The sequence below is a fragment of the Streptomyces sp. NBC_00234 genome (genome assembly GCF_036195325.1).
In the GTDB taxonomy this organism is placed as follows: Bacteria; Actinomycetota; Actinomycetes; order Streptomycetales; family Streptomycetaceae; genus Streptomyces.
The window spans coordinates 1,878,602-1,898,692 of record NZ_CP108101.1; the positions used below are offsets into that span (position 1 = coordinate 1,878,602).

Below are 20,091 nucleotides of genomic sequence, written 5' to 3' on the forward strand. Positions count from 1 at the left end.
GTGGAAGGGACGCGCCGTGTCGGTCCGCGGTTGCCGGGCCGGGCTTCGCGATCCGTTCAGCCGGCGGTTGATCCGGCGCGTCGTGGTGCGGCTGCCCCGGCCCTGCCGGCCGGGCCTCCGGGCTTGCGGCCGCGCGTCAGGCCGACGCCGACGAGCACGACGGCCAGGCCCGTGACCACGCGGACGCTCAGCTGCTCGCCGAGGACGACGGCCCCCAGCAGTACCGAGACGACCGGCAGCAGATAGCCGACGGTGGCGGCGGCTGTGGGGCCCTCCTCGGCGATGAGCCGGGAGTTCAGGTGGAAGGTGACCCCCGTGCCCAGGACGCCCAGCGCGGCGACGGCGACCACCGCGGTGAGCGTGGCGTCCACCGGGGCCGCGGGGCCTGCGGGCAGAGCGAACGTGGTCAGGCCCGTCGCGGCGACGAGCTGGGCCGCCGAGAGCGCGAGCGGGCCGTTCTCCCGGCCGATGAGGTGGCGGGCCATGTAGACGAAGGCGACGGCGTAACTCATGGCGGCGGCGAGGAGGAGCAGCGCGCCCCAGCTGGTCAGACCGCTCTGCTGCCAGGGGGCGAAGATGAGCAGCACCCCCACGAAGCCGAGGAGCAGGCCGGCCAGGCGGACCGGGCGCCGGTCGCGCTCCGTCCCGAGTGCGAGCCCCATCCCCATGGACCACAGGGGAGTTGTCGCGTTGAGGACACCGGCCACACCGGAGTCGACGGTCTGCTCGCCGACGCTGAAGAGGAAGAACGGCAGGGCGTTGCAGAGGAACGCCGCCACGAGGAGGTGACCCCATGTCCTGCGGTCGCGCGGGAGACGCTGGCCGGCCGCGCGGGCGAGCGCCAGGAGGACGGCCGCGCCGAGCGCGCAGCGGATGACCGTGATGTGGAGCGGGGGCAGGCCGCCGTTCAGAGCGATCTTGATCCAGAGAAAGCCCGATCCCCACAACAGGGCGAGGACAGCCATGCGGATGAGGGCTCCTCGTTGGCCACTGAGCACTGTTCGCCTCCTGAAAGGGTCCGGATTCGTACAGTGCCTTGGCGTCCACCGTAAGACAAGCGAAAAAGTTTGCATGCAGCGTTAAGCTGTTCTACATGCTTGATATGCGGCGCATGCAGATCCTGCGAGCGGTGGTCACGAGCGGATCGGTCACCGCCGCGGCACGGAACCTCGGCTACACCCCCTCGGCGGTCAGCCAGCAGATGGCGACGCTGGAGAAGGAGGCCGGGATCGCCCTCCTCGAACGGACCGGGCGGGGTGTGCGGCCGACGGATGCCGGACGGCTGCTCAACGAGTACGCGACCGTCATCGGCCGGCACGTCGCCGAGGCCGAGACCGCGCTGGCCGACCTGCGGGCCGGGCGCACGGGGCGGGTCGCGGTCCGCTACTTCGCCACGGCGGGGGCCACCCTGGTGGCGCCGGCGCTGGCGCGGCTCCGCCGCGAGCAGCCCGGGGTCCAGGTCAACCTGAAGATGAGCGACCCCGAGGACCCGCTGCCGGAAGTGCAGCAAGGCCGGGCCGACTTGGCCCTGGTGGTCCGGCCGCGGGACCAGCTGCCCGTCGACGGCATCCGGTTCGTGCACCTGCTCGACGACCGGTATCTCGCCGTCCTGCCCGAGGGGCACCGGCTCGCCGCGAAGCCGGAGATCGAGCTGACCGACCTCGCCGACGAGGCGTGGATCAGCAGCGACCGGCCGGGCCCCTGTCTGGACCCCGTGCTCGACGCCTGTGCCTCGGCCGGCTTCACCCCGGGCTTCGTGGTGGAGAGCGAGGACCATGCCACGGCGCAGGCGTTCGTCGCCGCCGGGCTCGGCATCGCCCTGATCCCGGAGCTGGGGCTCGGCAACCGCCACCCCGCCGTGGTCGTACGCACGGTCCGCACCCCGGAGCCGGTCAGATCGATCCACGCGGCGGTGCGGGAGTCGGCACCGGCCGGGCACCCCGCACTGCGCGGACTGCTCGACGCGCTGCGGACCGCGGCGGCCACCACGACCGCACCCTAGGGCCCGTCGTTCGGACGGGCGCCAGGGTGCGGACACGACCTAGCCGCAGGTGGTCGGGCGTTCGTCCGCGGGAACGATACGGAGCTTGCTCATCGGTACCTTGAGCGCCCGCTCCCTGTCGGCATCCCACAGCACGGCCGTGCCGCCCGCGTCGCCCACCTTGAGGTACGGCCGGGTGGGTACGAACCGGCCGCCGTCGACCGGGATCGCCTCCACCTTTCCGATGGGGTGGGCGCACACCCACTCCGGCGTGATGCCGAAGTACGGCTCCGGAGCGCGGCCGGTCTTCGCCGCCGCGACGGCTTCCTTCCCGGTCCGGCTGGCCGGCCCCAGCCCGAGACCCCACGTTCCCTGGAGGAACAGCACGGTCGTGAAGCCGAGCAGGAACACGTACACCAGCCACCGGTCCCGCACATGCCAGTGCAGGTGCTGCAGGTATCCGAGCGCGGACACCGCGAGGAGCCACAGGTTCATCACGGCCCCGAACCTGGCCGAGGCGATGAGCTGCCAGAAGCGCGGCACGTCGACGTCCTCGGCGTTGAGGCCGAAGGCGTCCAGGTAGAAGGAGTGGAGACCGAAACCGAGGGAGGGCACCAGGCCGAAGGCGATCGGCAGGAGGGTGGGGATCAGCCAGGGGGCCACGGCCCGCCAGCTCCACTGGCGGACGAGGAGCCGGATTCCGTTGAAGACGACGAAGCCCGCCATCAGGTACGTGATGACCTGCGAGCCGTCCCCCGCCCCGGGTTCCGTGCGCACCACGTTCACGCCGAGGCCGACGGCGATCGCCCCCAGGACGCCCGCCCCGCCGAACGCCTTCTCCACCGATGCCTGCGGAAATCCCCGGCGGATCACCGGAACCGCGGCCGGAACGAGTCCGCACGCGATCACCGCGAACCCCCACCAGGATCCCGGTCCGTGCGTCCACAGGTCGGCGATGCGCGCTCCCGCCCAGGCCCACACCGCCATGAAGGCGAGCAGCCAGGCGAGTTGCTGCCTCGAACGGCGTCGCGTGCCGAAGGCCGCCGACGCCGGCTGCCCCGCTCCCCCCGACCTCCGTGCCGCGACCCGCGGCGGCTGCGGCACGGCGCCGGGCAGGGGGCGGGCGGCGTGGTTCTGCGCGGTGGCCGAGGTGGTGGCCGTGATCAGCCTCCCGGTGTCCCGGAGTCCGAGCGTCTCGGCACGCCGGCGGTGCCACCGCTCCACCCAACGGGTCCTGCGCGGCAGCCGCACCGTGTGCGGGTGCACCTCCGGCCGGTCGTACGCGTACCAGTAGGGCCGGTCGACCGGATCTCGGACGACGCGGTCGACCACCTCGACGTTGAGGTCCAGCAGCAGTTCGTCGGATATGAGCTCGATCCTCTCGCGCGCTCCCCTGACCGCGTTGATGCTGCTCCCGGGAAACCGCGCCTCGATCGTGTACCAGAACCTGCTCTCGGTGACCACGCTCGCCGTACCGCCGCGCTTTTCCAGGACCGGCCAGTCACGGTCCGTCAGCGCCTTCTCGAACATCTCGCACTCGGTACGGGTTCCCCGCAGTTCCACGAGCGCGACCGCTCGCTGATCGAACCGTGACGCCCTGGGCACAGGTCCTCGGCCTTTCTGGGCGCTACCGCTCGGTTCGCGCGAGCGTGGGAGTACGACGTACCCGCCTCCGGGTTTCCCGGAGGCGGGAGGACCGCTACGAGCGGTGCCCGTCCACCCGGCGGGGCAGGCCCATCGGGTTGGCCTCGCGCAGTTCCGGGGGCAGCAGGGCGTCGGGGGTCGTCTGGTAGGTGACCGGGCGCAGCCAGCGTTCGATCGCCGTCGCGCCGACCGAGGTGGAGGTCGAGGTGGTCGCCGGGTACGGGCCGCCGTGGTGCTGGGCGGGGGCGACGGCGACGCCGGTCGACCAGCCGTTGACCAGGATGCGCCCGGCCAGCGGGGTCAGCTCGGCGAGCAGGCGTGCGGCGCTGTCGTCGGTCTCCTCGGTGGCCGTCTGGAGCGTGGCGGTGAGGTTGCCCGGGAGGCGGGAGAGAACCGAGGTGATCTCGTCCTCGCTCTCGTAGCGCGCGACGACGGTGACCGGGCCGAAGCACTCCTCCAGCAGCGCGTCGTGCGGTCCGTCGGCCGCCAGCCGCTGCGCCGGTACGGTCAGGAAGCCCGCGGAGACGGTGTGTTCGCCGCCTGCGCCGGGGGTGACGGGGGCCGTCACGTCCGGGAGTCCGGCCCGTTCCCGTACGCCCTCGACGAAGGCGTCGCGCATGCGGTGGTCGAGCATGACCGCGGACGCGCTGTCGCTGACCGCGTCGGTCAGGGACTTCAGCAGCTGGTCGCCGGTCCCGCCGGAGGGGACGAGGACGAAGCCGGGCTTCGTGCAGAACTGACCCGCGCCCAGGGTCATCGAGCCCGCGAGCCCGGCACCGATCTGCTCGCCGCGCTCGGCGGCGGCGGCCTCGGTGACGACCACGGGGTTGAGGGAGCCGAGCTCGCCGTGGAACGGGATCGGGGTGGGCCGGGCCGCCGCCGCGTCGAACAGGGCGCGCCCGCCACGGATCGAGCCGGTGAAGCCGGCCGCGGCGACGAGCGGGTGCCTGACCAGCTCGACGCCCGCCTGGAAGCCGTGCACCAGGGTCACCACGTCCTCGGGCAGGCCGTTCTGCGCGGCGGCCCGGCGCAGCACGGAGGCGCAGAGCTCGGAGGTGGCCGGATGGTCCGGGTGCGCCTTGACGACGACGGGGCAGCCGGCGGCGAGCGCGCTGGCCGTGTCGCCGCCGGGGACGGAGAAGGCGAGCGGGAAGTTGCTCGCCGCGTAGACGGCGACGACGCCGAGCGGGATCTTGTAGCGGCGCAGGTCCGGCCAGGGCGGGGTCTGCGTCGCGTCCTCGTGGTCGATGTGGATGTCGAGGAAGGCGCCCTCGTCGACGACCTCGGCGAAGGCCCTCAACTGGGCTGCCGTGCGCGCGAGTTCGCCGGTGAGCCGGGCCGGGCCGAGCGCCGTCTCGGCGTCCGCGGCCTCGATGACGTGCTCCCCGGCCTCGGCGAGCAGATCGGCGGCGGTACGCAGGAACGCGGCGCGCACCGTGCGGTCGGCGAGCGAGCCGCGTACGGCGTGGGCGGCCCGGACCACTCGGTCGACCTCCTCCGCTGTAGCCTCCACCGCAACCTGCTCACGCGGGTTCCCGGTTCGGGGGTCGACGCTCCAGACTGGTGCTGCTGCCACCGTGTTTCCTTCCCGCTCCTCTGCCGCACAACCACGAGTTGTTCGGTATTCTGAACAGCGTTCCTGGTCGTGAACTTATGGGGACTCTATTTCCGGGCGATCAGTGTTGGCAAGAAGTCGCAGGGTTTTGGCGTGATGGCTGGAAGGGGCGTAGGGCATGTCGGTTGCCGAGTCTGGTGGGGCGCAGGTCAAGTCCGCGGTACGGACGGTTGAACTGCTCGAATACTTCGCGGGGCGCCCCGGCATGCACTCGCTGGCCTCGGTGCAGGAGGCCGTCGGCTACCCCAAGTCCAGCCTCTACATGCTGCTGCGGACGCTCGTGGAGCTCGGCTGGGTGGAGACCGACGCCACGGGCACGCGGTACGGGATCGGCGTACGGGCCCTGCTCGTCGGCACCTCGTACATCGACGGGGACGAGGTCGTCGCCGCCGCCCGCCCCACCCTGGACCGGCTCTCCGACGACACCACGGAGACGATCCACCTGGCCCGCCTCGACGGGACGAACGTCGTCTACCTCGCCACCCGGCAGTCCCAGCACTATCTGCGGCCCTTCACCCGCGTCGGCCGCCGCCTGCCCGCCCACTCCACCTCGCTCGGCAAGGCGCTGCTGGCCACGCACAGCGACGAGCAGGTCCGCAAGATGCTCCCCGAGACGCTGCCCGCGCTGACCGAGCACACCCTCACCGACCGCGAGAAGCTGATCGAGGAGCTGCACCTCATCCGGGAGCAGGGATACGCGGTGGACCGCGAGGAGAACACCCTCGGGCTGCGCTGCTTCGGCGTCGCGATCCCCTACCGGACCCCCGCCCGTGACGCGATCAGCTGCTCCGTTCCGGTGGCCAGGCTCACGCCCGCGCACGAACAGATGGTCAAGGACGCCCTGTTCGACGCCCGCGACCGGCTCACCCTCGCGACGCGGAGGCTCTGAACCCGTGGACGTGACACTGCGCGAGGTGCGGGACGGGGACCTGCCCCTCTTCTTCTCGTACATGAGTGACCCGGAGGCGACCCGGGTCGCGGCCTTCACCAGCAAGGACCCCACCGACCGGGCCGCGTTCGACGCCCACTGGGCCCGCATCCGCGCGGCCGAGCACATACTGATGCGGACCGTGCTCGCCGACGGCGTCGTGGTGGGCAACACCGGGGTGTACGGACCGCCGGACGACCGCCAGGTCACGTACTGGATCGGCCGCGCGCACTGGGGGCGCGGTCTCGCGACCGCCGCGCTGGGCGCACTGCTCGGTCTCGTGCCCGAGCGCCCGCTGCACGCACGGGCCGCCGCCGACAACCTCGGCTCGGTCCGGGTCCTGCAGAAGTGCGGATTCGTCGTGACGGGCCGGGACCGGGGCTTCGCCCAGGCCCGCGGCGAGGAAGTACCCGAGCTGCTGCTGACCCTGGACGCCTGAGCGGCATACCCGGGAGCTAGGACGACAGGCCGTAGGGCCGTCTCCGCCGCGCGGCGGAGACGGATCGTCGTGGAGCAGGACGTGCCGGAGCGCCCGGCCCGGAAGCGTGGGCGTCATGACGAAGACACCGCTCGAATCCCGCTCCCACTCCCCCGTCGCACCACCCGTCGGCCCCGGCCGTGCCCGCACCGTGCTCAGGAACATCGCGATCGCGTCCTGTCTGCCGTACCTCGCGCTCAAGACGGCCTGGATCGCGGGCAGTCACGTGGGCATCCCGGACGGCAGCTCGCTCCTCGACCAGCGCACCACGATGGTCGTCGCCAACGGCGCGACCATGCTGATGGACGGATCGGTCGTCCTGATCGCCCTGCTCCTCACCCAGGCCCGTGGGCTGCGCGTCCCCGCCTGGCTGATGGCTCTGCCGATGTGGGTCGCGACCGGGCTGCTCCTGCCGATCATGACCGGCTTCCCGGTGCAGCTCCTGGTCGCGCTCCTCGGCGGCGGGACACCATCGACCGCGAACGCCGGCCGGCGCCCCTTCCTCGACGACTGGGTCTTCGGCGTCGTCTACACCGGCTTCATCGTCCAGGGCCTCGCGCTCGGCGCCCTGTTCGTGCTCTACGCCACGGACCGCTGGGGCCATCTCTGGCAGGGCGCCCTGCGTGACCTCCCGGACAGTCCCACCACCCCGGTCCTGCGTCTCGGCGCCGTGGTGGTGACCGTGCTCGCCCTGGTGCCCGGCACGATGCATCTGCTGTGGGCCGCCGGCAGCACGGCCGCTCTCAACGCGACCCGGATCGAGGAACGCACCAGCGGCTTCTACGCCCTCCAGGCGGTCGACGTGCTGTTCGTCGCCGCGACCGTCGCCGGAGTGCTGCTGCTCGCCTTCCGCCGCGGCGGAAGACTCCCGCTCCGGGTGCCGCTCGCCCTGGCCTGGGGCGGTTCGGCCGCGCTGGCCTGCTGGGGCGGCTGGATGAGCATCGCCTCGCTGACCGAGGTCCAGGAGATCGGCGACCAGCCGACCACCGGCATGGTCCTGCTCTACGCTGTGCGGATGCTGGTCGGAGCGCTGGTGGTCACCCAGGGCGCGTACTTCTTCGCGGAGCGGTCCGCCGCGGCGGCGCGGCCGTCAGGACCGCGCCGGTGACCCTGCTCATCGGGCGGCGGGCCCGGCTGCGCTGGCTGCACCTGATCATCGGCGGCGCGCTGCTCATGCCGTACTTCCTCGTCGGTTCGGTGGTCGTCGGCTCGTACAGCGGGGACAGCGATCTCTTCTCCTCCCCCGCCGCCCAGCTGACCGCGTTCGCGATCGCCCTGCCGCTGGCCGCGGTCACCGGTTTCTTCCCGCTCGTGCGCCCCCTGTCGGTGGCGGCGGCCCGCGCACTGTGCGGCATCCGGGCGGACCTGCTCGCCGACGGGCCGGCCAGGACCGGGCAGGCGAAGGTCCGGGCGGCGGGCTGGTACACGCTGCACCTGGGACTCGGCGGCGTCATCAGCGGGCTGACGCTGGCACTGACGCCGTACGCGGTGGCCGTGACGGTGGCGCCCTTCTTCGCGACGGTACGCACCTCCCAGGCGCTCCGCCTGCCCGAGGCGCTGGACCGGCCGTGGTTCCTGGCCCTGGCTCCGGCCGTCGGCATCGCGCTGCTGGTCGCGATGGCGGGCTGCGCGGCGGCGGCCGGGGCGCTGCTGGCCCGTCGGGCACCGGCGTTGCTGGGGCCCACGCCCGACGACCGGCTGGCCGCCGCCGAGCGCCGGGCCGCCGATCTGGCGGTACGCAACCGGCTCGCCCGGGAACTGCACGACTCCGTCGGCCATGCGCTCAGCGCGGTCACCCTCCAGGCCGGTGCCGCACGCAGGGTCCTGGACAGCGATGTCGAGTTCGTACGGGAGGCACTGACCGCCATCGAGGAGACCACCCGGCGCACGGTCGGTGAACTCGACTCCGTGCTCGGCCTGTTGCGGCAGGGCGAGGACGGCCCGGCGGGTGCGGCGGGTCCCGGACTGGACGCGCTCGACGGGCTGCTGGCGCACTGCGGGGTCCCCGTCTCGTACGTGGCGCAGGGCGATCCGGGCGCGGTCGAGGAGACCGTGTCGAGAGAGGCGTACAGGATCGTGCAGGAGGGACTGAGCAACGCGCTGCGGCACGGCGCGGCCGGCGCTCCGGTGGAACTGCGGATCGCGGTGCGCGACGAGGGCGTGGAGATCACGATGGAGAACCCGCTGCCCGAACGGCCCCCGGTGGTGCGGCCCGGCGGAGGCCGCGGGCTGCGCGGCATCGAGGAACGGGCCATGCTGCTCGGCGGCGGTACGGGGGCCGGGCCGAGCGAAGGAGGGGTGTGGCGGCTGACCGCCCGCCTCCCCGGCCACCGTCCCGAACAGGAGAGTCGATGAGCGACACGGTCCGGATCGTCCTCGCCGACGACGAGCGCATGGTCCGTACGGCGCTGCGCGTGATCCTGGACGCCGAGGACGGCCTGGAGGTCGTCGGCGAAGCGGCCACCGGCGCCGAAGCGGTCTCCCTCGTGCGGCAGCTGCGCCCCGACGTGGTGCTCATGGACGTACGGATGCCGGAGATCGACGGCATCCGGGCCACCGAACAGATTCTCGGCGCGCCCGGCACTCCCCCGCGGATCGTCGTCGTCACCACCTTCGAGAACGACTCCTACGTGTACGAAGCGCTGCGCGCCGGAGCCGCGGGCTTCCTGCTGAAGCGGGCCGCCGCCGAGGACCTGGTCCAGGCGGTGCGGCTGGTCGCCCGCAGCGACTCGCTGCTCTTCCCCGCCGCGGTCCGTGGGCTGGCGGACCGGTACGGGGCGCGGCAGGCCCCGGCCGCGCCGTGGGTGGCGCGGCTCACCGACCGGGAGGCGGCGGTGCTGCGGCTGATGGTGGCGGGCCTGGCCAACGCGGAGATCGCCGGACGTATGGGCGTGGGGGTGGCGACGGTGAAGACGCATGTGGCGGCCGTGCTCGCGAAGACGGGTGCCCGGGACCGAACACAGGCGGTGATCGTGGCGTACGAATCCGGTTTCGTCGCCCCCGGCCGGACCGCGGGGCCACCCGCCGGGGGCCGGTGAGAAAAGGGTGAGAAGGGGCACAGACGGGAACGTCCCGCACGGTCCCGCTCGTCCCCCCAGCAGATGAACAAGACGATCAGGCATGCTTCGGTCTTCTGTCTGCTGATGGTTCTCGCCCTGCTGGTGCGGGCGACCTGGGTGCAGGCGTACGAGGGCCGGGCGCTCGCAGACGACGAACACAACCGGCGGAACACGATCGCGCAGTACGCGCAGCCGCTCGGTGACATCATCGTGGCCGGTTCCCCGGTCACCGGATCGAAGAGGACGAGTGGCGGCGATCTCCAGTACAAGCGCACCTACACGCAGGGCGAGCTGTACGCGGCCGTCACCGGCTACAGCTCGCAGGCGTACGGGGCCACCCAGCTCGAAGGCATCTACAGCGACGTCCTCGACGGCACCGACGACCGGCTGAAGAACCCCGCCGACGTGATCACCGGCAGGCAGACCACGCCGGGCAACGTACTGACGACGATCGACCCGGACGTCCAGAAGGCCGCCTACGAGGCCCTGGGCGACGACAAGGGCGCCGCCGTCGCGATGGACCCGGAGACCGGCCGGATCCTGGGCATGGTCTCCTCCCCCTCGTACGACCCCTCCGACATCAGCGGGACGACGGACGGCGACACCTGGCAGAAGCTGCTGGACGACAAGGACAAGCCGCTGGTCAACCGGGCGCTGCGACAGCCCCTCGCCCCGGGCTCGACGTTCAAGCTGGTCGTCGCCGCGGCGGCGCTGGAAAACGGTCTGTACGACTCGGTCGACGTGCCGACGGACAGCCCCGACCCGTACACCCTGCCCGGGACCACCACCGTCCTGAAGAACGAGAACACGGCGGCCCCCTGCGAGAACGCCACCCTGCGCACGGCGCTCAAGTACTCCTGCAACAACGTGTTCGCCAAGACGGCCGCGGATCTGGGCCAGGACAAGGTGAAGGCGACGGCGGACGCCTTCGGTTTCGACACCAAGGAACTGGACGTACCGGTGCGGGCTTCGGAGAGCGTCTACCCGACCGGCATGGACAAGGCGCAGACGGCGCTGACGGGCATCGGCCAGTTCGAGGTGACCGCCACCCCGATGCAGATGGCGATGGTCTCGGCGGCGATCGCCAACGGCGGCGAGCTGGCCGCCCCGCACATGGTCTCCGCGGTGACGGACGCCGACGGCGCCGCACTGGAGGAGTTCCCGGACGGGGACACCGAGCGGGTGGTGTCGGAGTCGACGGCCGAGCAGCTGCGCAGCGCGATGGTCACCGTCGTCGAGGAGGGCACCGGTACCAACGCCCGGATCGCGGGGGCCGAGGTCGGCGGCAAGACGGGAACCGCGCAGAACGGGGTGGACAACAGCAACACCCCGTACGCCTGGTTCACCTCGTACGCCAAGGACAAGTCCAGCGGCAAGGAGGTCGCGGTCGCCGTGATCGTCGAGGACTCGGGCTCGGCCAGGTCCGAGGTCAGCGGCAACGGGCTCGCGGCGCCGATCGCCCAGAAGATGATGAAGGCGGCGCTCCAGGACTGAAGCGGCTCCGGCACCACCCCACGGGCGGTGCCGGAGCCGGTTCGCTACTTCACACCGAGCAGCTGCTCGATCGGGTCGATGGCGAAGTACACCGCGAAGAGCACCGAGGTGCCCCACAGCAGCCAGTGCACCTCGCGCGCCTTGCCGAGGAACGCCTTGATGACGACGTAGGCGATGAAGCCGGCGCCGATGCCATTGGTGATGGAGTACGTGAACGGCATCACGGCGATGGTCAGGAAGGCCGGGATGGCCACGTCGAAGCGGTCCCAGTCGATGTGCTTGACCTGGGTCATCATCAGGAAGCCGACCGCGATCAGCGCCGGCGCCGCGGCCTGCATCGGCACCATGGTCAGGACCGGGGTGAGGAAGAGGGCGAGCGCGAACAGACCGCCGGTGATCAGGTTGGCGAATCCGGTGCGCGCGCCCTCGCCGACGCCCGCGGCGGACTCGATGTAGGTCGTGGCGGACGAGGCGGAGGCCGCACCGCCCGCGACGGCAGCCGCGCCGTCGATGAGCAGCACCCGGCCCAGGCCCGGGACCTGGCCACGCTCGTCGAGCAGGCCGGCCTCGGCCGTGACGCCGACGACGGTGCCCATGGTGTCGAAGAAGTCCGACAGGATCAGGGTGAAGACCAGGAGCACCACGGTCAGCACGCTCACCTGCCCGAAGGAGCCGAACAGGTCGAAGTTGCCGAGGAGCCCGAAGTCCGGCGAGGCGACGATCTCGTCCGGCATCTGGGGCACGGTCAGGCCCCAGGACTTGACGTCGGCGAGCTCGTTGACGATCACGGCGACCACGGTCATCAGGACGATGCTGATGAGGATCGCGCCCTTGACCTTGCGCGCGAGCAGCACGATCGTCAGAAGCAACCCGGCGCAGAAGACCAGCATGGGCCAGCCGGTCAGCGTGCCGGTGCCGAGCTGGACCGGCACGGTGGTCTGGGCGATGTCCGGGATACGGGTGACGAATCCGGCGTCGACGAAGCCGATGAAGGCGATGAACAGGCCGATCCCGACGCTGATGGCTTGCTTGAGCGGCTGCGGAATGGCGTGCATCACCGCCTCGCGCAGACCCGTCAGGACGAGCACGCAGATCAGCAGGCCCTCGAGCACGATGAGACCCATCGCGTCGTCCCAGCTCATGAGCGGCGCGATCTGGAAGGCGACGACGGCGTTGAGTCCGAGTCCGGCCGCCAGAGCCAGCGGCAGATTGCCGCCCACGCCCATGATCACTGTCATCACGGCGGCCACCAGAGCCGTGGCCGTGACGAGTTGGACCGGATCGAGCTGGTCGCCGAACTTGTCCTTGGCGCTGCCCAGAATGATCGGGTTGAGGACGAGGATGTACGCCATCGTGAAGAACGTGGCGAAGCCGCCGCGTATCTCCGTCGCGTACGTCGAACCGCGCTCCGATATACGGAAGAAGCGGTCCACCGCCGATCCGGATCCCACGGCGGGCGGTCTTACAGAATCCGCCTTGCCGGTCGCGCTGGTCTGCATGGTTTCTCCTGTGTTGACGGATGAGGGGAGGGCGCGTACCCCCTGCGCCGTCGCACGGCACGGAGGGGTCGACACCCTTGTGGGATACGCCGATTGCCGCACGGCGGGCGTCGGAAACGAACACACACGCGACAGGCGTGTGCGGATCATACGCGCGGAAGATTCGTAAACTCCCCTGCTCGCGTTACCAGTTCAAAGCGATCAAGACACTTCGGGATGCCGCACTCCAGAGCCTTGTCCTGTCGCTTCCTACAGAATTGAGCGAGCCATTCCGATGAAATCCGGAAACTGCCCATACGTGCGATCGCACACATGAAATCCACGCCCTACCCTGTGGCGGTGCATCAGCCCTCCTCAGCGGAACCAGCACCCCCCTTCAACTCCCGCGCCGCCCGGGTGCTGCGCGAAAGCCTGGGAATGGCTCCCGGGCACGTGGCCCACGGCATGCGGGCCTCCTACGGGATGACCCACATCACCTCGGACCACATCAGCGCCTGGGAGCGCGGCACCGCGCTCCCCTCCGCTCCCGAACTCGCGGCGTTAGCAGGGGCGTTGTGGTGTTCGCCGAGCGAACTCATCGGGGCTCCACGGACCTTGCGGGAGCACCGCCTCGCACGCGGGCTCGCCCTTGAGGACATGGCCCGCTCCACGGGCCTGGACGTCCACGCCTACCAGCACATGGAGTCGACCGGGGAGTGGACCGGCACCAGCCGCCAGACCGCGGCACTCGCGGCGGTCCTCTCCCTGAGCCCTAGGGACTTCATCACCGTGACCGGACTGGACGGGGAACTGTCGCAGCTGCTGCACGACGCCGTCGGTACCCGCTGGCAGGCCCACACCCGCGCGATCGCCCGGCTGCTGTCCGCGGACCGCCGCGCACTGTCGGGCCCGTTGCGCGAGATGCACCAGGAGTACCAGGCCCTGATGACGGCGACCCTGAGCAGGGCGGGCGGCTCGTCCGCCTCCGGCGAGGCGGGTCTGCGCTACCTGGAGGAGATCCTGGACCACTTCTGGTCGAAGTTCCCGCCCGCCCACTGAGCGGCGGCGCCCGCGGGCGGCCGGTCTCCGTCCCCGGGGTTCACGTTTTCGCGGTGTTACGCCTTACTGGGGTCGTACACCCGCGTCGAAGCGCTTCCGGCGTGCGCTGGTACGCTCTCGCCCCGCCTGCTCCCCGCGGGTGGTCCGGGGAACGTACACGACCGGAAGCCGCACCGACCGGGATTCGACCGCAGAGAGAGGTACCCGTGGGCACATCCGTCGACGATGCCGCTGCCGCCGAGTTCCATGAGTTCTTCGAGGCGCACTACGCCGAACTGGCCCGGCTGGCCCATCTGTTGACCGGCGAGGCCGATGCCGCGGACGATCTGGCGGCGGACGCGCTGATGGCGCTCTGGCACCGCTGGGACCGGGTGAGGGCCGCCGACCACCCGGCGGCGTACGCGCGGGGAGTCGTCGCCAACCTGGCCCGCACCCGGATACGCAGCGCGGTGCGGGAGCGCCGCAGGGTCGCCCTGTTCTGGTCGCCGCGCGGGGACGGGCAGGCGGTGGACGACCCCGATGTGCCGGCGGTCGTCGACGTCCAGGAAGCGCTGCGCCGACTGCCGTTCCGCAAAAGGGCGTGCGTGGTGCTGCGGCACGCCTTCGACCTGTCGGAGCGCGACACCTCGCTGGTCCTCGGGATATCCGTCGGCACGGTGAAGAGCCAGACCTCGCGCGGTGTCGCGGAGCTGCAGAAGGTGCTCGGCCCGGACGGCGGCGCCGAGCAGGTGCGGGTGGCCGTTGCGGCGCAGCGCGGCGAAGGAAGGATCTGATGGACGACGAGCTGCGACAACGGCTTCGGGACGCGGCACTGGCCCACCAGCCGGACAGGGAACGCATGCTGGCCCGGGTGGAGCGCGGGATGGTGCGGGAAGCTCCGGCCCGCGCCGGACGGACCCGGCGTACCGCGGGTGCCCCGATGCCCTGGCTGCGGGTCGTGGGAGCGACGGTGGCGGTGTGCGGGGTGCTCGCCGCGGGCACGCTCGCGGTCACCTCCGCGGTCCGCGAGGAGGGGAACGCGCAGCGGGTGGCGGGACCGCCGGCGCCGGCCGCCCCGTCGAACGCGCCCGAGCGGGGCCGTGCGCTGCCGGCCGGGGACGGGCCTCTCTGGTCGGACGGCTCGGTGGACCCGCACAGCAACCGCTTCTGGGCGCAGAGCGAGGTGACGGTGAAGACCGGGGAGCCGCTCTCGGAGCTCACGGTCGAACTCCGGATCGCGCTGACGGGCGGGGTGAACACCACCGGTTCCTGGCGTTCCCTCCCGGAGGAGGACTTCGCCGCCTCGGCACGGGAGGAGGGCGGTTTCCTCGTCTACCGCTGGTCCCTGAAGCCGGGGCGGACCGTGCGTGCCGGTACGCACACGTTCGCGGGCCAGTACAACCACGCCGAGGGCGCCCGGGACGCCGGGGACGACGACTACACGGCCCGCGCCCGCGCGTCCGGCGGGCGGGCCGTGGTGGGCGGGGACTTCGCCCCCGCCCACTGAGCGGTCCGGGTTACGCCGAGGGGGCGGCCCAGCGCTTGACGGTGGCCGTCGCCTCGTCGCGCTCCTCGGGCGTCAGCTTCGAGATCAGCGCGCCGTGGTTGGAGTTGGGCGCCACGTAGAGGTGCGAGTCGTGCTTGCTGGGCTTGAAGCGTTCGGCGCTCCACGGGTCGTTCTGGCCGTAGACGAACATCATCCGCTCGCCGCGCGTCCTGACCCAGCTGTCGACGTCCCGCATCGTCCGGCCGTCGTAGGAGGTCTCCATGTCCGAGGGCAGGACCGAGTTCGGCTGGTAGATGTCCGGGTAGTCGCGCACGTCCTTGAGGTGCTTGAACTTCAGGTCCGCCCAGCCGAGCTGGGAGGCCGCCTGCCGGTAGTACGGTCCGCTGCCCTCGGCGCCCTGCCCCTGGTCGGAGTAGACGGAAAGGCCGTTGGCGAGCGACCAGGCGTACAGCTCGTCGTCACCGGCCGTCTTCGCGTCGGGGATGGTGGGGCAGTTGGTGTAGCTGCCGCTCTGCCAGAAGTTCCACACCTGGTCGAGGACGGAGAACTCGAAGGCGCGGTCGGCGCCGCCGAGATACTCGAAGGTGTAGCCCTCCTCGCGGGCGGTGGCCTCGAACCTCGCCAGCATCGCCTCGCGCCGCACCAGCATCTCGCGCTGTACGGCGTTGAGGCGGGCCCGGCACTCCGGGGTGCCGACGGTGGCGAAGAAGTTCTCGTAGCCGCTGTCGTCACGGTTGTTGGCGTCGTTGGGCGCGACGTACGCGACGACGGCGTCCAGGTCCTGCGGGTAGTAGCGCTCGTGGTACGTCTGGGTCATGCCGCCCTTGCTGGCGCCGGTACCCAGCCACTTGGCCCGGTAGATCGGCTTCAGCGCCTCGACGATGGCGTGCTCGTCGCTGGCCTCCTGCCAGACGGTGACGTCGTCCCAGTCGTAGGCGGCAGGGCGCGAGACGTTGAAGTAGCGGTGCTCGACGCTGACCTGGTTGGCGTCGAGGATGTTCGTGATCTCGCGCGTGCCGGAGGAGAGGCCGTAGCCGCCGGTGTAGTGGACCATCGGTCTCGTCGCGTCCTTGTGCCAGAGCGTGAAGCGCTGCTCGAAGGTGCCGCGGGCCGGGTCGGTGTGGTCGACGGGCTGCGTGATGGTGAGCGAGTAGAGGGGGTATCCGCCCTTGTCGGCGACCGAGGTGACGGTCAGCCCGGGGGTCGCCTCCAGCTGCTCCCTGATGTCGGTGCTCTGCACCGAGGAGGAGGAGGCGGGAGCGGAGGCCGTCCCGGTGTCGGGTGCGGCAGTGGCGGGCACGGCGGTGGCCGCGGATATGACACCGGCGAAGACAAGCGCGGTGGTAGCGATCGTGCGCACGAAGAGTCCCCCTCGTAACGGGTGTTGGGTGACGGGTGAGTCGCGCAGCACAGTACGCGGCGGCCGTTCCCCTGTGATCACCCGCGTGAGGGGGAACTCTTGGACTTTCGCGCGCCCGCCGGCGCTCAGCAGTACGGGCGCCAGTCCCCCAGGTACGCGGCGCGGGTGTGCAGGCCCGCCTGTTCCGGGGTGAGCTGGGGACGGTTCTCGGGGACCGGGACGCGGGCCCCGGGGCCGGTGTTGGCGTACTCGGCGAAGCGCTGGTCCTGCCACGGGTAGCCGGACGACATGTTGGTGTACGGGGCGGCGGCGTCGGTGCCCGCCCCGATGACCGAATCGCGTACGACGAGGGACGGCCAGGCGGTGGGGTCGGAACTCGGCACCCATGGCCTGGCCAGTTTGTAGGCCGCGTCCTCCGCGCCACTGGTGAAGCGGGAGCGCACCGCCAGATAGCCGTAGGGGTTGGCGCGGGCGGTGGACGGGGCGAAGACCATGCCTTCCGGGGTGAAGTCGACGTCCCGGTCCAGGGCGTGGAAGCGGCAGTGCTCGAAGACGCTGGTCGCGCGGCCGAAGACGAAGTCGACGTCGCCCTCGGCGTAGCAGTGCGCGAAGTAGTGCCGGGCGAAGACGGACAGCGAGAGGGTGTCGGAGTACAGGGTGTCCTGGTGGCCGAGGAAGCGGCAGTGGTGGAACGCCGAGCGGTCGCCCATGACCTTGATGGCGACGGCCTGGGTGCCGGAGATCTCCGGGTGGTCCGCGCGCAGCCAGTCGTTGGCGAAGGTGATCCGGTGGGCGGTGAAGTCCGCGGCCCGGACCGTGGTGGTGGCCGATCCGCTGGTCCCGTACGTGCCGGAGCCGTCGGGCCGCGGGGTGCCGGCCGCGTTGTCGTACACGATGACCGTGTCGCGCGGGTCCTCGCTCGCCCCGATCAGGGTCAGGCCGGCGCGGGCCTCGGTCACGGAGACGGTCTCGCGGTACACGGCGGGGGCCAGGACGAGCGTGGCGCCGGTGCCCGAGACCGCGTCGACCGCCGCCTGGACGGTGGTGTGGTCGCCGCGGCCGAGCGGATCGACGTAGCGGGTCCGCGCGGTGGGACGGGCGGACGGCGATCCGTACCGGCCGAAGGGGGCCGCTTCCGCGGCGAACGCCCGGGGAGCGAGGGCGATTCCGGCGGTGGCGAGCGCGCCCGCGAGGAAGGAGCGGCGGGCGAGGGGGGCGTACGAGGTCATGCGGGAGGTACCTCCGTTGCTGCGCTGGAACGGGAGGGGCCGGGGCGGGCGGCGCAGGTGGCAGGGCCGGTCCGCCCCGGCGTGGACGAGCGGGTCAGCAGAGGTTGCCTGCTCCGGCGTTCCTGCCGACGAGACCGGGCAGGGCGCGCGGGTCGTTGACCTTGGTGCGGAGTTCGGGCGTCCAGCCGGCGCCGGAGGCGAGCTGCTCGGCGGGGTACTGCGCGTTGTGGACGGCGACGAGGTCGGTGGCGGCCCCGTTGACGTAGTTGCCGGAGGCCGTCAGGGGGGCCTCCTTCCACTTCTTGAGGATCGTGCCCGCCTGCACCGAGGCGGGCAGGGTGAAGGAGTTCTTCTCCGCCACCAGTCGGGACTCGATGCCGATGCCGAAGGAGTAGCCGTACTTCTGGCCCGCGGTGACCGTGAAGTGGTTGTTGTAGGCGTCGACCTTGCCGAAGCGGACGCGCGGGGCGCGCTCGACGACTCCGTCGAAGTGGTTGTGGTGGAGGGTGACGCGCAGCTTGTCCCGGTCGTCGGCGCCCGCGCTGTCGCTGTTGCCGATCATGAGGGTCTTGTCGTGGTCGGCGAGGACGTTCCACGAGGCGGTCACCAGGTCGGCGCCGCGGACGATGTCCAGGAGGCCGTCGTGCTGCTGGTAGATCTCGCCGAAGTACGAGGGGAGCGTGGAGTCCGGGTAGCGGCCGTCGGTGAGGGTGTTGTGGTCGACCCAGACGTGCCGGGAGCCGTAGACCACCACCGCGTCGTACTCGGAGTTCCAGGCGCCGGTCTCCCCGTCGGTCGGGTCCCAGGCGGGGAAGCAGTCCAGCGGGGCCTCGATGGTGAGGTTGCGGACGATGACGTTCTCGACGCCCTTGATCTGGAGGCTGGCGCCCCTGATCCCGGCGTCCCTGCCCACGCCCACGATGGTGGTGTCGGCGGGGACGAACGCCATGATGCCCAGCTTCTGGTTGTCCGCGGACGCGGCCCGCAGCTCCTCCTGCTCGCCGGTGAGGGGGGCGTCGAGGCCCCAGACCGCCGGGTCGTAGTCGGCGAGGTACTGGTCGAAGTCGTAGCCCGGTGCCTCGAAGGACGCGCAGCCCTGCGAGGTGGCGTCGATGGTGCCCTTGACCTTGATGACGGACGGGGCGCCGGCGGCGGCGGTGAGCGCGGCCCTGAACTCGTCCCAGGTGGTCACGGTGAAGACGTGGTCGGCGTCGGCGGCGGAGCCGCCGGTGGTGCCGGTGCCCTCGGAGGCCCAGCCGTCGTGGGCGGCGAGGGTCTGGCGGCCGAGGTCGGGGTGGCTCGCCGCCTGGGCGGTTCCGGTGGCGGCCAGGACCAGGGCGGTGCAGCCGACGAGCGTAGTTATGACGCGCCCATGACATGTCGGGGTTCTCATTGTGCGGCTCTCCTTCGTGCGGTTCAGGCTTGGGGCCAGGTGATCCAGGACTCGGGGATCTCGTCGTCCAGGCGGCGTACCTCGCGCGCGTCGAGCGCGCGGTGGTCCAGCAGCCCGGTCGCGACGAGGCGGGCCACGGCGATCGCGCCCGGCGGGTTGAAGTGGGTGTTGTCCTGCTCGGTCGCGGTCCAGTTGAAGTACGTCTTGGTCTCTTCGACGCCGAGCTTCTGCCAGAGGGCGATCGACAGGGCCTGGACGTCGAGCAGCGCCACGTCCTCCTCCTCGGCCAGCGCCCGCATCGCCGCGGGATACTCGCCGTGGCTGGGCAGGGCCGTACCGCTCGCGTCGAACTTCCGGCGCTCGACGGGGGTCGCGAGGACGGGCAGCCCGCCACGGGCCCGCGCGCCCTCGATGTACTGCCGCAGGTACTCCTGATACGTCGACCAGGGCTCCGTGTACCGGGTCGGGTCGGCGCTCTTCTCGTCGTTGTGCCCGAACTGGATGAGCACGAGGTCGCCCTCGCGGACGCCCTCCAGAAGCACGGCGAGGCGCCCCTCGTCGATGAAGCTCTTCGAACTACGGCCGTTCACCGCGTGGTTGGCGATGTCGACGCCGTGGCCGAGGAAGAAGGGCAGGGCCATGCCCCAGCCGGTCTCGGGTGCGGCGTCGGCGTACTTCTGGGCGGCGGTGGAGTCGCCCGCGATGTGCAGGGTCCGCGGCCTGGGCCGGCCGCCGCCGCTGCTGCTCTCGGCGAAGGCGGGGGTGGCGGCGAAGGCGACGGGCAGCGCGAGGAGCGCGGCTGCCGTACGTCGGCGGGTGAGGGACATGGGGGGACTGCCTCTCTCGGGGGAGGGTGGTTCCGGTTGGAGCGGGACCGGCGGCGGGGC

The 20,091-nt window shown here is 71.6% G+C and carries 18 protein-coding genes; 10 read left to right on the plus strand and 8 right to left on the minus strand.

Annotated elements, in window-relative coordinates:
* Positions 1-56: 56 nt before the first annotated feature.
* Positions 57-965, minus strand: a complete 909-nt coding sequence (locus OG230_RS08170) for a DMT family transporter (protein WP_328909463.1) — start codon at positions 963-965, stop codon at positions 57-59.
* A gap of 128 nt (positions 966-1,093) precedes the next feature.
* Here OG230_RS08170 and OG230_RS08175 point away from each other — a divergent pair, with 128 nt between their 5' ends.
* Positions 1,094-2,002, plus strand: coding sequence for a LysR family transcriptional regulator (locus OG230_RS08175; RefSeq protein ID WP_328909464.1), 909 nt, complete (start codon positions 1,094-1,096; stop codon positions 2,000-2,002).
* A 39-nt stretch (positions 2,003-2,041) separates the two neighbouring features.
* Here the strand turns inward: OG230_RS08175 and OG230_RS08180 are convergent, their stop codons facing one another.
* Together OG230_RS08180 and OG230_RS08185 are read right to left on the minus strand one after the other, a co-directional pair.
* Positions 2,042-3,586 carry a hypothetical protein gene (locus OG230_RS08180; RefSeq protein ID WP_328909465.1) on the minus strand — a complete coding sequence of 515 codons (1,545 nt, stop codon included), beginning with the start codon at positions 3,584-3,586 and terminating at the stop codon, positions 2,042-2,044.
* Between the two features lie 94 nt (positions 3,587-3,680).
* The gene (locus tag OG230_RS08185; RefSeq protein ID WP_328909466.1) at positions 3,681-5,201 is read right to left on the minus strand and encodes an aldehyde dehydrogenase (NADP(+)); all 1,521 of its coding nucleotides are present in this window, start codon (positions 5,199-5,201) and stop codon (positions 3,681-3,683) included.
* Between the two features lie 157 nt (positions 5,202-5,358).
* Here OG230_RS08185 and OG230_RS08190 point away from each other — a divergent pair, with 157 nt between their 5' ends.
* The 6 genes from OG230_RS08190 to OG230_RS08215 all read left to right on the plus strand — a co-directional run bounded on the left by OG230_RS08190 (position 5,359) and on the right by OG230_RS08215 (position 11,199).
* On the plus strand, positions 5,359-6,129 hold the full coding sequence (locus OG230_RS08190; RefSeq protein ID WP_266987045.1) for an IclR family transcriptional regulator: 771 nt from the start codon (positions 5,359-5,361) through the stop codon (positions 6,127-6,129).
* A gap of 4 nt (positions 6,130-6,133) precedes the next feature.
* Positions 6,134-6,607, plus strand: a complete 474-nt coding sequence (locus tag OG230_RS08195; protein WP_328909467.1) for a GNAT family N-acetyltransferase — start codon at positions 6,134-6,136, stop codon at positions 6,605-6,607.
* 115 nt (positions 6,608-6,722) lie between these two features.
* A complete protein-coding gene (locus OG230_RS08200) occupies positions 6,723-7,754 on the plus strand; it encodes a hypothetical protein (RefSeq protein WP_328909468.1) in 1,032 nt (343 codons plus the stop codon).
* Positions 7,751-9,001: a sensor histidine kinase gene (locus OG230_RS08205; protein ID WP_328909469.1), complete on the plus strand. Its 1,251-nt coding sequence runs from the start codon at positions 7,751-7,753 to the stop codon at positions 8,999-9,001. Before OG230_RS08200 ends, OG230_RS08205 begins: the two co-directional genes overlap by 4 nt.
* The gene (locus OG230_RS08210; protein WP_328909470.1) at positions 8,998-9,684 is read left to right on the plus strand and encodes a response regulator transcription factor; all 687 of its coding nucleotides are present in this window, start codon (positions 8,998-9,000) and stop codon (positions 9,682-9,684) included. Before OG230_RS08205 ends, OG230_RS08210 begins: the two co-directional genes overlap by 4 nt.
* A gap of 63 nt (positions 9,685-9,747) precedes the next feature.
* Positions 9,748-11,199: a peptidoglycan D,D-transpeptidase FtsI family protein gene (locus OG230_RS08215; protein ID WP_328909471.1), complete on the plus strand. Its 1,452-nt coding sequence runs from the start codon at positions 9,748-9,750 to the stop codon at positions 11,197-11,199.
* A gap of 44 nt (positions 11,200-11,243) precedes the next feature.
* On the opposite strand, the gene OG230_RS08220 is transcribed toward OG230_RS08215, so the two are convergent.
* A complete protein-coding gene (locus tag OG230_RS08220) occupies positions 11,244-12,698 on the minus strand; it encodes an NCS2 family permease (protein WP_328909472.1) in 1,455 nt (484 codons plus the stop codon).
* A 417-nt stretch (positions 12,699-13,115) separates the two neighbouring features.
* On the opposite strand from OG230_RS08220, the gene OG230_RS08225 reads away from it, so the two are divergent.
* The 3 genes from OG230_RS08225 (at position 13,116) to OG230_RS08235 (ending at position 15,222) form a co-directional block, all read left to right on the plus strand.
* Positions 13,116-13,736, plus strand: coding sequence for a helix-turn-helix transcriptional regulator (locus OG230_RS08225; protein WP_328911343.1), 621 nt, complete (start codon positions 13,116-13,118; stop codon positions 13,734-13,736).
* A gap of 206 nt (positions 13,737-13,942) precedes the next feature.
* Positions 13,943-14,509: a SigE family RNA polymerase sigma factor gene (locus OG230_RS08230; RefSeq protein ID WP_328909473.1), complete on the plus strand. Its 567-nt coding sequence runs from the start codon at positions 13,943-13,945 to the stop codon at positions 14,507-14,509.
* Positions 14,509-15,222, plus strand: a complete 714-nt coding sequence (locus OG230_RS08235) for a hypothetical protein (RefSeq protein ID WP_328909474.1) — start codon at positions 14,509-14,511, stop codon at positions 15,220-15,222. The genes OG230_RS08230 and OG230_RS08235 overlap by 1 nt, the downstream gene beginning before the upstream one ends.
* A gap of 10 nt (positions 15,223-15,232) precedes the next feature.
* Here OG230_RS08235 and OG230_RS08240 read toward each other — a convergent pair whose 3' ends face one another.
* The 4 genes from OG230_RS08240 to OG230_RS08255 all read right to left on the minus strand — a co-directional run bounded on the left by OG230_RS08240 (position 15,233) and on the right by OG230_RS08255 (position 20,031).
* Complete coding sequence (locus OG230_RS08240) at positions 15,233-16,582, minus strand: aminopeptidase (protein WP_328909475.1); 1,350 nt, start codon at positions 16,580-16,582, stop codon at positions 15,233-15,235.
* Positions 16,583-16,707: 125 nt separating this feature from the next.
* Entirely contained in the window at positions 16,708-17,811 is a 1,104-nt protein-coding gene (locus tag OG230_RS08245; protein ID WP_328909476.1) for a pectinesterase family protein, read from the minus strand.
* A 94-nt stretch (positions 17,812-17,905) separates the two neighbouring features.
* Positions 17,906-19,204 carry a pectate lyase family protein gene (locus OG230_RS08250; protein ID WP_328909477.1) on the minus strand — a complete coding sequence of 433 codons (1,299 nt, stop codon included), beginning with the start codon at positions 19,202-19,204 and terminating at the stop codon, positions 17,906-17,908.
* 23 nt (positions 19,205-19,227) lie between these two features.
* Positions 19,228-20,031 (minus strand): rhamnogalacturonan acetylesterase, encoded by an 804-nt coding sequence (locus tag OG230_RS08255; RefSeq protein WP_328909478.1) that lies wholly within the window; start codon positions 20,029-20,031, stop codon positions 19,228-19,230.
* Between the last annotated feature and the right edge of the window lie 60 nt (positions 20,032-20,091).